The organism is Azospirillum sp. NS33, from assembly GCF_059703765.1.
Window position 1 is genome coordinate 44690 of the sequence record NZ_BAAKJB010000011.1, and the last position, 12269, is coordinate 56958.

The 12269-nt window shown below is 72.5% G+C and carries 14 protein-coding genes and 1 tRNA gene; 13 read left to right on the forward strand and 2 right to left on the reverse strand.

From position 1 onward, the window contains the following. The first annotated feature begins 5 nt into the window (after positions 1 to 5). Entirely contained in the window at positions 6 to 296 is a 291-nt protein-coding gene (locus AC6H2I_RS11735; RefSeq protein ID WP_497500820.1) for a DUF6200 domain-containing protein, read from the forward strand. After that, a complete protein-coding gene (locus AC6H2I_RS11740; RefSeq protein ID WP_497500821.1) occupies positions 286 to 2226 on the forward strand; it encodes an ABC1 kinase family protein in 1941 nt (646 codons plus the stop codon). The genes AC6H2I_RS11735 and AC6H2I_RS11740 overlap by 11 nt, the downstream gene beginning before the upstream one ends. Before the next feature lie 13 nt (positions 2227 to 2239). Here the strand turns inward: AC6H2I_RS11740 and AC6H2I_RS11745 are convergent, their stop codons facing one another. Both AC6H2I_RS11745 and AC6H2I_RS11750 read right to left on the reverse strand, forming a co-directional pair. After that, positions 2240 to 2965, reverse strand: a complete 726-nt coding sequence (locus AC6H2I_RS11745; RefSeq protein WP_497500822.1) for a 4'-phosphopantetheinyl transferase family protein — start codon at positions 2963 to 2965, stop codon at positions 2240 to 2242. Between the two features lie 78 nt (positions 2966 to 3043). Continuing rightward, positions 3044 to 3133 (reverse strand) — tRNA-Ser (locus AC6H2I_RS11750). 305 nt (positions 3134 to 3438) lie between these two features. Between AC6H2I_RS11750 and rplU the strand changes: the two genes are divergently transcribed. The 11 genes from rplU to AC6H2I_RS11805 all read left to right on the forward strand — a co-directional run bounded on the left by rplU (position 3439) and on the right by AC6H2I_RS11805 (position 12260). Next, a complete protein-coding gene (gene rplU, locus AC6H2I_RS11755; RefSeq protein WP_497500929.1) occupies positions 3439 to 3756 on the forward strand; it encodes a 50S ribosomal protein L21 in 318 nt (105 codons plus the stop codon). Between the two features lie 34 nt (positions 3757 to 3790). Beyond that, complete coding sequence (gene rpmA, locus AC6H2I_RS11760; protein WP_497500823.1) at positions 3791 to 4099, forward strand: 50S ribosomal protein L27; 309 nt, start codon at positions 3791 to 3793, stop codon at positions 4097 to 4099. Positions 4100 to 4186: 87 nt separating this feature from the next. Continuing rightward, positions 4187 to 5326 (forward strand): GTPase ObgE, encoded by a 1140-nt coding sequence (obgE, locus tag AC6H2I_RS11765; protein WP_497500824.1) that lies wholly within the window; start codon positions 4187 to 4189, stop codon positions 5324 to 5326. After that, complete coding sequence (proB, locus tag AC6H2I_RS11770) at positions 5304 to 6461, forward strand: glutamate 5-kinase (RefSeq protein ID WP_497500825.1); 1158 nt, start codon at positions 5304 to 5306, stop codon at positions 6459 to 6461. Before obgE ends, proB begins: the two co-directional genes overlap by 23 nt. A gap of 68 nt (positions 6462 to 6529) precedes the next feature. After that, positions 6530 to 7198 carry an HAD family hydrolase gene (locus tag AC6H2I_RS11775; protein WP_497500826.1) on the forward strand — a complete coding sequence of 223 codons (669 nt, stop codon included), beginning with the start codon at positions 6530 to 6532 and terminating at the stop codon, positions 7196 to 7198. 266 nt (positions 7199 to 7464) lie between these two features. Further along, positions 7465 to 7668 (forward strand): 30S ribosomal protein S21, encoded by a 204-nt coding sequence (rpsU, locus tag AC6H2I_RS11780; RefSeq protein WP_497500827.1) that lies wholly within the window; start codon positions 7465 to 7467, stop codon positions 7666 to 7668. Between the two features lie 599 nt (positions 7669 to 8267). Beyond that, entirely contained in the window at positions 8268 to 9467 is a 1200-nt protein-coding gene (nhaA, locus tag AC6H2I_RS11785) for a Na+/H+ antiporter NhaA (RefSeq protein ID WP_497500828.1), read from the forward strand. An 84-nt stretch (positions 9468 to 9551) separates the two neighbouring features. Beyond that, the gene (locus AC6H2I_RS11790) at positions 9552 to 9713 is read left to right on the forward strand and encodes a YqaE/Pmp3 family membrane protein (RefSeq protein ID WP_497500829.1); all 162 of its coding nucleotides are present in this window, start codon (positions 9552 to 9554) and stop codon (positions 9711 to 9713) included. Next, positions 9682 to 10068, forward strand: a complete 387-nt coding sequence (locus AC6H2I_RS11795; protein WP_497500830.1) for a DUF4112 domain-containing protein — start codon at positions 9682 to 9684, stop codon at positions 10066 to 10068. Before AC6H2I_RS11790 ends, AC6H2I_RS11795 begins: the two co-directional genes overlap by 32 nt. 75 nt (positions 10069 to 10143) lie before the next feature. Then, complete coding sequence (gene hemN, locus AC6H2I_RS11800; RefSeq protein WP_497500831.1) at positions 10144 to 11520, forward strand: oxygen-independent coproporphyrinogen III oxidase; 1377 nt, start codon at positions 10144 to 10146, stop codon at positions 11518 to 11520. A 128-nt stretch (positions 11521 to 11648) separates the two neighbouring features. Then, entirely contained in the window at positions 11649 to 12260 is a 612-nt protein-coding gene (locus AC6H2I_RS11805) for a glutathione S-transferase family protein (RefSeq protein WP_497500832.1), read from the forward strand. Positions 12261 to 12269: the final 9 nt, after the last annotated feature.

The following is a 12269-nucleotide window of genomic DNA, read 5'->3' on the forward strand; positions in this document are numbered from 1 at the left end:
ACGAGATGAGCGACAAGAAGGGGCCGCCCGCCGTGACGGGTGGCGTCACCTGCGTGATCGACCTGGGCCGCCACAGCCACGAGCGGGTGCGCCGGCTGCGGCGCGGCGGCGGCCGCCTGCTGGACGAGGTCGAGGAGGTCGTCGACGGCCTGAAGGCGGAGGGGGTGCTGACCCCGGGCGCCGACACCGTGGTCGTGGTGGTGCGCGAGGAGACCGGCCTGCGCGCCCTGTTCGGCGACGACGACGACGAGGGCGACGACCGGGACGACGACGAGGACGCCGACGATGACGACTGAGGATGCGTCGGGGCGGGCGCGGGTCGTCGTCCACCTGCGCCGGGCGGACCGCCCCGGCCGGCGCCGCTACCGGGTGACCATGCTGGACCGCCGCCCGCTGGCCCGCCGGCCCGGGGCGGGCGACGACGCCGCGCCGCCGCGCCGTCGCGGCGCCCTGTCGCCGGCTATGGCCGACGCGGCGCCGTCGCCCCTGCGGCCGGCCGGGGCGGACGACCCCATCGTCCTGGTCGCCGCGCCGGCGGCGAAGACCAGCCGCACCTGGCGGGCCCTGCGCCTCTACGGCGCGTTCGTCATGGAGGGGCTGCGCCAGCGCCTGCGCGGCCGCGACGACGACGAGGTGCGGGCGGTGCGGCTGCGCCAACTGTTCGAGGAGCTCGGCGGGCTGTGGATCAAGGTCGGCCAGCTCCTGTCCCTGCGCACCGACCTGCTGTCGCCGGTCACCGCGCGCGAGCTGTCGCGCCTGCAGTACCGGGTCGCCGGCTTTCCCTCCGACCAGGCGGTCGCCGTGGTGGAGCGCGAGCTGGGCCGGCCGATGGGCCAGGTGTTCGCGTCCTTCGACGCGGCGCCCTTCGCCGCCGCGTCGATCTGCCAGGTGCACCGGGCGGTGCTGCGCCGCAACGGCCGGTCGGTGGTGGTGAAGGTGCAGCGCCCGGGGGTGGCCGAGGGGTTCGAGGCCGACATGACGGTGCTGTCGCGCACCGTCTTCGTCATGCGGATGCTCGGCATCGGCGGCTCGCTGCGCCTGGACGAGGGCATCGAGGAGCTGCGCGCCATCATGCGCGAGGAGACCGACTACCGCTACGAGGCGGCCAACCTGCGCCGCATGCACCAGAGCCTGAGGGGGCACGGGGTGTACGTGCCGCGGCTGTACGAGAAGATCTCCACCGACCGCATCCTGGTGATGGAGTACATCCCCGGCGTGCTGATGTCTGAGTACATCCGGGTGCGCCGCGAGGACCCGGCGCGGGTGCATGCCTGGCAGCGGGCCAACGGCATCAACCCGCGCACGATCGCCCGCCATCTGGTGAAGTCGACCTTCCGCCAGATCCTCGAGGACAACCAGTTCCATTCCGACCTGCACCCCGGCAACATCATGCTGCTGCGCGACAACCGCATCGCCCTGATCGACTTCGGGACGATCGGCCACATGGAGCCGGAGATGCTGCTGATCTACCGGCAGGTGAACCGGGCGATCGCCCTCAAGGACTTCGCCCGGGCCGCCGACTACATGATCTGCCTGGCGCCGGCCTTCCCGTCCTCCGACGTCGACTCGCTGCGCCGCGACCTGACCCGCTGCATGAAGGAGTGGTCGCAGCGCGCCCAGCTCAGCGGCATCCCCTACGCCGAGCGCGCCATCAGCAGCGTTTCCACCGAGACCTCGCGGGTGCTGCAGCGCTACGGGGTGGCGCCGAGCTGGGCGATGATGCGCGTCGGCCGGGCCCTCGGCACGCTGGACGCGTCGCTGCAGACGCTGGTCCCCGACGCCAACTTCATGCAGCTCTACGCCGCCTATTTCCGCGATGCCGCCAAGCGCACGGGCGGCCTGCGCGGGCTGGGGCGGATGCTGCGCCAGCGCCTGGGCGAGTTCGCGGTGATGGCCGACGACGCGCGCATCCTGCTGGGCGGGCAGACGCGCCAGCGCATCCTGGCGGTGCGCGGCATGGCCGACCGGGTGTCGCGGCTGTGGGCCATGGCGTTCGGCTGGATCCGCCGGCTCCTGCTGATCCTCTGCCTCATCACCATCGTCGCCTGGTTCCACCACGAGCACGACGCGCCGTGGCCGGACTCCGTCGACCAGGCGCTGTACTGGCTGGAGGACGCCTTCCCCGACCTGCACTACATGCAGTGGCTGGCGATCATCGCCTTTCTCGGGGTGGGCGTGCACATCCTGGGGCGGGCGCGCAGCGGATTACTGAAGAACGGGCGCTGAGGCACGGACCGCCTCACCCGGGAAGATCCTCCGCACCGGCCGGGCGGGCGTGCACGCGCACCCGCTCCGGCCGCGCGTGACGCAGCGCCAGCGCCAGGGCGTGGTCGGGACCGGGGCGCAGGCGGCGCAACAGCCAGGCCGCGGGATCGTCGGCGGTGTCCGGGGCGAGGAAGGCGATGGCCGGCGGGTCCAGGGTGACGGCGAAGCTGTCCAGCGGCAGCGACAGGCCACGGCCCACCGCCTTGATGTACGCCTCCTTCAGGGTCCATGTGGCGTACAGCGCCTCGCCCAGCTCCTGCGGCGGCAGGGCGGCGAGATGGGCGGTTTCGGCCGGGGCGAAGAAGCGGGTGGCCAGCTCCAGGGTGAGGTTGGGCCGGCGCACCGATTCCACGTCGATCCCGACGTCGTTCGCCAGGGTCACCGCCACCGCCGCCATGCCATGGGTGTGGGACAGGTTGGCGCGCAGCGGCGGGGCACCCTGGCCCGGCGCGATCTCCGGCCGGCCATGGGCGGTGGCGGCGAAGCGCCAGTCGGCCGGGGCGATGGCGGGGTGGTGGCGCGACAGCAGGGAGCGCACCAGGGCGTGGCCGGCGATGAAGGCGTGGCGGTCGCGCTCGAAATGGAAGCGGGCGGCGCGGGCGCGCTCGGCGTCGTCGAGGAGGCGCTCCAGGGCCGGCCACGCGGCGGCGGGGATGCGCTCCAGGGCGACCCACACGACCTCGACGTCGTCGAGGGTCATGACCCCACCCCACCGGGGCGCCGGGCGGCGGCGCGCGTCGGTTCGCGGGTGTGGCGGCGACGGCCGGTCAGGAGAAACTGGCGGATGGGGGGAGATTCGAACTCCCGGTACCCTCGCGGGTACGCCGCATTTCGAGTGCGGTGCATTCAACCACTCTGCCACCCATCCGTGGCCCCCGCTGGGCGGGGCGGCGCGCAACCTAGCCGAAACCCCTGGGGTCCGCAAGCCCTGTTTCCGCACTTTCGGCGCGCCCCCGGAACGGCGGCCGGGCGCCGGCCGCGGGGCGCCCCGTCCCCCCGCCGGGGAGCCGGCCGTCACCACCCTTGCCGCCCTGGCCGGGGGCACGCGTTTCGGTGCGCCAAGCCTGTTGACTCCGGGGAAAAGGGGCGTATAAAACCCCCCTCTCACAAGCGGGCGTGCACCTATAGACGGTGGGCGACGGCCCGCCGTTTGTTATGGAATGGGCAGTGACGATGTTTGCAGTGATTCGCACCGGCGGCAAGCAGTACAAGGTCGCCAACGGCGACGTGATCAAGGTCGAGAAGCTCGAAGGCGACGCTGGCGCGACCATCACGCTCGAGGACGTTCTGATGGTCAGCGACGGCGGCGCCACGACGATCGGCACGCCGACGGTGGCGGGCGCGTCGGTGGCCGCCGAGGTGGTCGCCCAGGACCGCGGCCCGAAGATCATCATCTTCAAGAAGAAGCGGCGCCAGAACTACCGCCGCAAGAACGGCCACCGCCAGGACCTGACGGTGCTCCGCATCACCGGGATCAACGGCGCGGCCTGAGCCGCCGCCGCGCAGAGTTCGAGGGAGTAGGACTATGGCTCATAAAAAGGCAGGCGGCTCTTCGCGCAACGGGCGCGACAGCGCCGGCCGGCGTCTGGGCGTCAAGAAGTTCGGCGGCGAGGCCGTGCTCGCCGGCAACATCCTGGTGCGCCAGCGCGGGACGAAGTTCCACCCCGGCGCCAATGTCGGCATCGGCAAGGACCACACCCTGTTCGCCCTGACGAACGGGACGGTGGCGTTCAAGCGCGCGACCGGCGGCCGCACCTACATCGCCGTCGATGCCGCCGCCAAGGTCGCCGCCAACGCGAACGTCGAAGAGGCGCCGGCCGTCGCGGCCGAGTGACCGCGACCGCGCCAGCCGGACGGACGTGACGTGATCGATCGGGGGACCGGGTGACCGGACCCCCGATTTTTCTTTGCTGAAAAGACCATGAAGTTCCTCGACCAGGCCAAGGTGTTCGTGAAGAGCGGCGACGGCGGCCCCGGCGCCGTCAGCTTCCGCCGCGAGAAGTTCATCGAGTTCGGCGGGCCCGACGGTGGCAACGGCGGGCGCGGCGGCGACGTCGTGGTCGAGGCGGTGCAGGGCCTGAACACCCTCATCGACTACCGCTACCAGCAGCACTTCAAGGCCAAGCGGGGCAACCACGGCATGGGCCGCGACCGCAACGGATCGCGTGGCGACGACGCGGTGCTGCGCGTTCCCGTCGGCACCCAGGTCCTCGACGAGGACCAGGAGACGGTGCTGGTCGACCTCACCGAGGTGGGGCAGCGGGTGGTGCTGCTGAAGGGCGGCGACGGCGGCTTCGGCAACGCCAACTACAAGACCTCCACCAACCGCGCCCCGCGCAAGTTCCATCCCGGCTGGCCCGGCGAGGAGCGCTGGGTGTGGCTGCGCCTGAAGCTGATCGCCGACGCCGGGCTGGTCGGCCTGCCCAACGCCGGCAAGTCGACGTTCCTGGCGGCGACCACCGCGGCCAAGCCGAAGATCGCCGACTACCCCTTCACCACGCTGGCCCCCAACCTGGGGGTGGTGCGGGCCGGCGACGACGAGTTCGTCATCGCCGACGTCCCCGGCCTGATCGAAGGCGCGCACGAGGGGCACGGGCTGGGCGACCGCTTCCTCGGCCATCTCGAGCGCACCCGCATCCTGCTGCACCTGGTCGACGGCACCGCCGACGACGTGGTCGAGGCCTACCGCATCATCCGCCAGGAGCTGCAGGCCTATGGTGGCGGCGTGCTGGCCGACAAGGCGGAGATCGTCGGGCTGAACAAGAGCGACGCGATCCTGGACGAGGAGCTCGCCGCGAAGAAGGCGGCCCTGGAGGAGGCGTCGGGGGCCGAGGTCATGGTGCTGTCCGGGGCCACCGGGCAGGGCGTGCAGGCCGTGCTCTACCGGCTTCTCCAGGCGATCCGGACGGCCAAGGAGGAGGAGCCGGAGGTTCTGCATCCGCCGCCGACCCCGGTCCAGCCGCGCAACTGGCACCTGCGCGACCCGCGGACCTCCGAGGACGACGAGGGCTGGGACAACTACGACGACCTCGACGACGATGACGACGACCGCGAAGACTGAGCCTGCCGCCGTCACCCTGCGCGACGCCCGGCGACTCGTCGTCAAGATCGGCTCCGCCCTGCTGGTGGACGAGACCACCGGGCAGATCCGCCGCGCCTGGCTGGACGCGCTCGGCGACGACATCGCCGCCTGCCGCGCCCGCGGCCAGGAGGTGGTGGTGGTGACCTCCGGCTCGATCGCCGTGGGCCGCGAGCATCTCGGCCTGCGCGGCCGGGCGTTGCGCCTGGAGGAGAAGCAGGCCGCCGCGGCCACCGGCCAGATCCGCCTCGCCCATGCCTACCAGGAGACGCTGGCCCGCCACGACATCACCGTGGCCCAGGTGCTGCTGACCCTGGAGGACACCGAGGAGCGGCGCCGCCACCTCAACGGCCGGGCCACCATCGACACCCTGCTGCGCCTCGGTGCGGTGCCGGTCATCAACGAGAACGACACGGTGGCCACCGCCGAGATCCGCTTCGGCGACAACGACCGGCTGGCGGCGCGGGTGGCCCAGATGATCAGCGCCGACACGCTGGTCCTGCTCTCCGACATCGACGGGCTCTACACCGCCGACCCGCGCAAGGACCCGGACGCCGCCCACATCCCGGTGGTCCGCACCCTGACCGCCGACATCGAGGGCATGGCCGGCGAACCGCCGCCCGGCTACAGCTCGGGCGGCATGGTCACCAAGATCGCGGCGGCGCGCATCGCCATGGCCGCGGGCTGCCGCATGGCCATCGCCAAGGGCAAGCGCATGAACCCGCTGGCCGCCCTGGCCACGACGGCCGCCGAGGGCGGGGCGCTGTGCACCTGGTTCCTGCCGGGCGCCGAGCCGCGCACGGCGCGCAAGTCGTGGATCGCCGGCCACCTGGCACCCCATGGGACGCTGGTGGTCGACGCCGGCGCGGTGCGCGCCCTGCGCCGCGGCAGCAGCCTGCTGCCGGCCGGTGTGGCCGAGGTGCGGGGCAGCTTCGAGCGGGGCGACCTGGTGGTGGTCACCGACCCCGAGGGCAACGAGATCGCCCGCGGCCTCTGCGCCTACGCCGCCGAGGACGCGCGGCGCATCCGCGGTCGCAAGAGCGCGGACATCGAGGCCATCCTCGGCTTCCGCGGCCGCAACGAGATCATCCACCGCGACGACCTGGTGATGCGCTGACCCGCCGGCGGGCGGCGGGAGCGCGCACGGTGCCGGGGCCGGCGGGGGGCGCAACACGGGGAGTCACCATGGCCGGTGCACTGAAGGCGGTCCTGTGGGACATCGACGGCACGCTGCTCGACAGCGAGCCCTGGCACTATCGCTGCACCGTCGACGTCTGCCGCGACCACGGCTACGAGCTGAGCGACGCGGAGTTCGCCGCCGCCCTGGGCATCGGCTTTCCCGAGTTCTTCGCCCGTCTCGACGCGGCGCGGCCGATGCCGCTGACCTTCACCGCCTGGGTGTCGGCGATCACCGACCGCTACATCGCCGCCCTGGCCGGGGTGGCGCCGCGCGAGGGCGCCTTCGCCCTGGTCCAGGCCTTCGCCAAGCGCGGCCTGCGCCAGGTCTGCGTGTCCAACAGCGGGCGGCGGGTGGTCGACGCCAACATCGGCGCGATCGCCGGGGCGCTGGGCGCGAATCCCTTCGAGTTCTCCGTCAGCCGTGACGACGTGGTCAACGGCAAGCCCGACCCGGAGCCCTACCGCCTGGCGGCCGGCCGCCTCGGCCTGGAGCCCGGGCAATGCGTGGTGATCGAGGACAGCCCGACCGGCGCCCGCGCCGCCAAGGCCGCGGGCATGCTGACCGTCGCCTGGCCGCAGCACCCCGGCCTGGCGTTCGACGCCGACCACGTGGTCGACCACCCCGGTGCCCTCGACTGGGACGCCCTGTGCGGCCGGCCGGCGCCGGCGGAATAGGCGCCAGCGCGGGCCGTCGGGAGGCCGCCCGCCCCGGCCGGGCCGGCGGAGCGGCGGGGCGAATGTCCTTGCATCGGCGGTCCATGGCGGGCAGGTATGGGGCGTCGAATGCGCTTTGGGTGTGTTGGCCTCCGCCCGCGGGCGCCGCCTCCACCTGCTTTCCCCCTTAGTGATTTGATGATCGTGGCGCCGCCGTGCCGCGCCCGTCGTGGTCCGGGCCCGGGGCGTCCCCTTTCCGCGTCCGAAACAGGGAGGACCTCGACGACATGCTCGTTCATGTTCGCGACAACGACATCAACGGCGCCCTGCGCGCCCTCAAGAAGAAGATGCAGCGCGAGGGCGTCTTCCGCGAAATGAAGCTGCGCCGCAGCTACGAGAAGCCGTCGGAGCGGCGGGCGCGCCAGGCGGCCGAAACCCAGCGCCGCCACCGCAAGACGATGCGCAAGCGGATGCTCCGCGAAGGTTACTGACCGGCCGGCGGAGTCAGCGCGCGCCCGGGCGGGCGCCCGTCCCCCCCGGGCCCCCGTCCCGCCCGGCCCCCCGCGTGGCCGCCTGCGTGGCCGGAGCCCAGGGGGAGGCGCCGCCGGTCCGGGCCGTCCAGGCGCGGCGCCGGACGTCGATCTGCCGGCGGCAGTCCGCCGAACAGTAGAGCGGCGCCGGGCCCCGCCGGGAGGCCCGCTGGAACGGACGGCCGCAGCAGGCGCAATACAACGTGTCCATGGCTCCTCCGACAGGGAGGCCGCCGACGGCGGCGGGAGCCGTCCCGGGCCGTGGCGCCTCGACCGGAAGGAGATGCGCGGCGGTGCGGCGCAAGACACCTCCCCGGTCGGTATAGTCATGGCGAATGATTCGCCTGATGAACAGCGTGAACAACGGTCAATCGGTCAGGGCGACCTTTCGCCGCACGGATGGACGGGCCAGCGATTCCATGCGGCAGGAGGGGGTATGTGGGCAGGAGCGCCGCGGAAATGTCAAAGCACCTTCCCTTAAACTTCATGTTGAATGGATCCGGGCGGCGGCGCGCAGTGCTGGCAGCCCATCCGGCCCCGTGCTCCAGGAACCGCTTGCGATGAAGCTCCCCCCGATCCGTGACTTTCTGCACAACGAAGCGACCGCCGCCGTCACGCTGATGGCCGCCTCGGCGCTGGCCCTGCTGCTGGCCAACTCGCCGGCGGCCGACCTCTACCACCATGCGCTGGAGATGACGGCGGGGATGCATGTCGGGGGGATCGGCATCGACAAGCCGCTGCACATGTGGATCAACGACGGGCTGATGGCCATCTTCTTCCTGCTGGTGGGCATGGAGATCAAGCGCGAGATCCGCGAGGGCGAGCTGTCGAGCCGCGCCAAGGCCATGCTGCCGGGCATCGCGGCGCTGGGCGGCATGGCGGTGCCGGCGCTGGTCTACACCGTCGTCAACGCCGCCGCCCCGGAGAACCTGGCGGGCTGGGCGATCCCCGCGGCGACCGACATCGCCTTCGCGGTGGGCGTCCTGGCGCTGCTGGGGCCGCGGGTGCCGACCTCGCTGCGGGTCTTCCTGCTGGCGCTGGCGATCATGGACGACCTCGGCGCCATCGTCATCATCGCCGCCTTCTACACCCACAACCTGGCGCCGGAGGCGCTGGGCTTCGCCGCGCTGGCCGGGCTGGGGCTGGCCTGGCTCAACCTGATCGGCGTCAGCCGGACGGCCCCCTACATGATCCTCGGCGTCATCCTCTGGGTCTGCGTGCTGGAATCCGGGGTCCACGCCACCCTGGCCGGGGTGGTGCTGGCCTTCGCCATCCCGCTGCGGGTGGTGAAGTCGGAATCGACCATCGTCCATCCCCTGCGCGCGCTCGAGCACGCCCTGCACCCCTGGGTCGCCTTCCTGATCCTGCCCCTGTTCGCATTGGCCAACGCCGGCGTGTCGCTGCACGGGCTCAGCCCCGCCAGCCTGGCCGAGCCGGTGCCGCTGGGCATCGCGCTGGGCCTGTTCCTCGGCAAGCAGGTGGGGGTCTTCCTCGCCAGCGTGCTGGCGGTGCGCGCCGGCGCGGCGGCCCTGCCGGCCGGCGCCAACTGGTCGCAGATGTACGGCGTGGCGGTGCTGACCGGCATCGGCTTCACCATGAGCCTGTTCATCGGCAATCTCGCCTTCGCCGATCCCCAGCACGCGGTGGCGGTGCGCCTCGGCGTCCTCAGCGGCTCGATCGCCTCGGCCGTGCTGGGCTACGCCCTGCTGCGCCGCTTCGCCACGCCCCAGGCCGTCCGGCTGGCGCAAGCGGCGCAGTGAAGGGCGCGGGGAACCCGAGGGCCGGACGCGCGTTCTTTGATGCGAACCCGCCGACGCGATGGCCACGACTCGAAAGCCGCTCCCATGGACATCCTCCGCCTCCTGCTCGCCATCCTGCTGCCGCCGCTTGGCGTGTTCCTCCAGGTCGGCTTCGGTCTGCATTTCTGGATCAACGTGATCCTGACCATCCTCGGCTACATCCCGGGGATCATCCATGCCATCTACATCATCATCAAGGTCAAGTGAGGCCGACAGGCTGCGGCTGGAGCGGCTGCGCCATCTGGCGACGCTGCTCGACTCGCGCTGGCGCATCCCCGGCACCCGCATTCCCATCGGTCTCGACGGGATCGCCTCGGTGGTGCCGGTGGTCGGGGACAGCGCCACCGCGCTGGTGTCCGCCTACATCGTCTACGAGGCGCTGCGTTTCGGCCTGCCGAAATCGCTGATCGCGCGGATGGTCGCCAATGTCGGGCTGGACTGGGCGGTCGGCTCGGTGCCGGTGCTCGGCACCATCTTCGACATCGCCTTCAAGGCCAACCGCCGCAACATCGACCTGCTGCAACGCCACCTGGAGGAGGACCTGGCCCGCCGCGCCGCGTGAGGCGCGGCCGGCGCGGTGCCGGACCCTTGACGCACATCAAGGCTTCGCGCCCGCCCGTGCCGCACTCTGCGCGCCATGACGACGCACCCGACCGACGCCCTGAACCCCGCCCTGCTCGCCACCTATGACGGGCTGCGGATTCCGCGCTACACCAGCTACCCGACGGCGCCGCACTTCTCGCCCAACGTGGCGCACGAGACCTACGGGCGGTGGTTGGCCGGGCTCGACCCGGCCCGCCCCGGCTCCCTCTACGTCCATGTGCCGTTCTGCCGGCAGATGTGCTGGTACTGCGGCTGCCACACCAAGATCGTCGCCCGCTACGAGCCGATCGCCGAGTACCTCGGCCAGCTCCGCCGCGAGATCGACCTGGTGGCGGCGCGCATCCCCGGCCGGCTGGCGGTGCGCCACATCCATTTCGGCGGCGGCACCCCGACCATGCAGGCGCCCGACGATTTCGCGGCGCTGATGGACCACCTGCGCGCCCGCTTCGACGTGGCGGAGGGTGCGGAGATCGCCGTGGAGATCGATCCGCGCACCCTGACCGCGGCGATGGCCGGGGCGCTGGGCCGCAGCGGCGTCACCCGTGCGTCGCTGGGGGTCCAGGACTTCGATCCCGCGGTGCAGGCGGCGGTCAACCGCATCCAGCCCCGGGCGATGACCGAGCAGTCGCTGGCATGGCTGCGCGCCAACGGCATCCGCCACGTCAACCTCGACCTGATGTACGGGCTGCCCCACCAGTCGGTCGACAGCGTCCGCCGCTCCGCCGCGATCGCCCTGGCGATGGACGCCGACCGCTTCTCCGTGTTCGGCTACGCCCACGTGCCGTGGATGAAGACGCACCAGAAGCGGATCGACGAATCGGCGCTGGCCGGCACGCTGGGCCGGTGGGAGCAGTTCGCCGCCATCGCCGGGGCGCTGACCGCCGCCGGCTACGCCGCCATCGGCCTCGACCACTTCGCCAAGCCGGGCGACGAGCTGGCGGTGATGCAGGCGTCGGGCAAGCTGCGCCGCAACTTCCAGGGCTACACCACCGACGACGCGGACGTGCTGCTGGGCTTCGGCGCGTCGTCCATCGGCGCGCTTCCCCAGGGCTACATCCAGAACGCGGTGCCCTTCGGCGACTGGGCCGAGGCCATCGAGGCGGGGCGGCTGGCCACCGTCAAGGGCCTGGCGCTGGACGACGAGGACCGCCTGCGGCGGTCGGTGATCGAGCGGCTGATGTGCGATCTCGCCGTCGACGTCGGGGCGCTGGCCGCGCGCTTCGGCCGCGATCCCGGCCATTTCGACGCGGAGCTGGCCGGCATGGCCGACCTCGTCGCCGACGGCGTCGCCGTGGTGGAGGGCCGCCGCGTCGGCGTGCCGGAGGCCGCGCGCCCGCTGATGCGCATCGTCGCCGCCCGCTTCGACACCCACCTCGCCAGCGGCGCCGGGCGGCACAGCCGCGCCGTGTGAGCCCGCCCCCCTCGCGCCGTCCCGCGGCGGGGCGGGGGGGCGCCCGTCTCAACCGCCTGGAATTGGCAGCGCAAATCGGCAACAGTGTCCGGCGACGACACCAGCCATCCGGGAAGGGTTTGGCGGCGATGATCACGCTGTACACGGTTCCGACGCCCAACGGCCACAAGGCCTCGATCCTGCTGGAGGAGCTCGGCCTGACATACCGGGTGGCGGCGCTCGACCCCCTGGCCGGCGACAACCGCGCCGCGGAATTCCTCGAGATCAGCCCGGCCGGCAAGCTGCCGGCCCTGGTGGAGGACCTGCCGGGCGGCGTCAAGCGCCGGCTGTTCGGCTCCGGGGCCATCCTGCTGCACTACGCCGAGGCCACCGGCCGCCTGCTGCCGGCCGGCGAGGCGCGGCTGGAGGCGCTGTCCTGGTTCCAGTTCGCCATCAGCGACCTGGCGCCGGTCGCCCTCGACCTGTTCCGCTTCGCCGTGCGCGCGCCAGAGAAGATCCCCTACGCCATCGAGCTCTTCAAGGGCGAGATCGCCCGCTACTACGACGCCCTCGACCGCCGGCTGGGCGAGGCCGAGCACCTCGGCGGGGCCGAGTACTCCATCGCCGACATCGCCTGCTACCCCTTCGTCGCCGTCGCCGCCGAGGGCGGCAAGCTGGGCGAGCGCCCCAACATCGAGCGCTGGCGCGCCCTGCTGGCGGCGCGGCCGGCGGTGCAGCGCGGCATGGCCGTGCCGGGCTGAGGGGGGAGC

Excerpts from the sequence above, each read along its gene's own strand:
- AC6H2I_RS11735 (WP_497500820.1), top strand. The coding sequence starts at position 6 with ATGAGCGACAAGAAGGGGCCGCCCGCCGTGACGGGTGGCGTCACCTGC.
- AC6H2I_RS11740 (WP_497500821.1), top strand. The coding sequence starts at position 286 with ATGACGACTGAGGATGCGTCGGGGCGGGCGCGGGTCGTCGTCCACCTG.
- AC6H2I_RS11745 (WP_497500822.1), bottom strand. The coding sequence starts at position 2,965 with ATGACCCTCGACGACGTCGAGGTCGTGTGGGTCGCCCTGGAGCGCATC.
- rplU (WP_497500929.1), top strand. The coding sequence starts at position 3,439 with ATGTTTGCAGTGATTCGCACCGGCGGCAAGCAGTACAAGGTCGCCAAC.
- rpmA (WP_497500823.1), top strand. The coding sequence starts at position 3,791 with ATGGCTCATAAAAAGGCAGGCGGCTCTTCGCGCAACGGGCGCGACAGC.
- obgE (WP_497500824.1), top strand. The coding sequence starts at position 4,187 with ATGAAGTTCCTCGACCAGGCCAAGGTGTTCGTGAAGAGCGGCGACGGC.
- proB (WP_497500825.1), top strand. The coding sequence starts at position 5,304 with ATGACGACGACCGCGAAGACTGAGCCTGCCGCCGTCACCCTGCGCGAC.
- AC6H2I_RS11775 (WP_497500826.1), top strand. The coding sequence starts at position 6,530 with ATGGCCGGTGCACTGAAGGCGGTCCTGTGGGACATCGACGGCACGCTG.
- rpsU (WP_497500827.1), top strand. The coding sequence starts at position 7,465 with ATGCTCGTTCATGTTCGCGACAACGACATCAACGGCGCCCTGCGCGCC.
- nhaA (WP_497500828.1), top strand. The coding sequence starts at position 8,268 with ATGAAGCTCCCCCCGATCCGTGACTTTCTGCACAACGAAGCGACCGCC.
- AC6H2I_RS11790 (WP_497500829.1), top strand. The coding sequence starts at position 9,552 with ATGGACATCCTCCGCCTCCTGCTCGCCATCCTGCTGCCGCCGCTTGGC.
- AC6H2I_RS11795 (WP_497500830.1), top strand. The coding sequence starts at position 9,682 with ATGCCATCTACATCATCATCAAGGTCAAGTGAGGCCGACAGGCTGCGG.
- hemN (WP_497500831.1), top strand. The coding sequence starts at position 10,144 with ATGACGACGCACCCGACCGACGCCCTGAACCCCGCCCTGCTCGCCACC.
- AC6H2I_RS11805 (WP_497500832.1), top strand. The coding sequence starts at position 11,649 with ATGATCACGCTGTACACGGTTCCGACGCCCAACGGCCACAAGGCCTCG.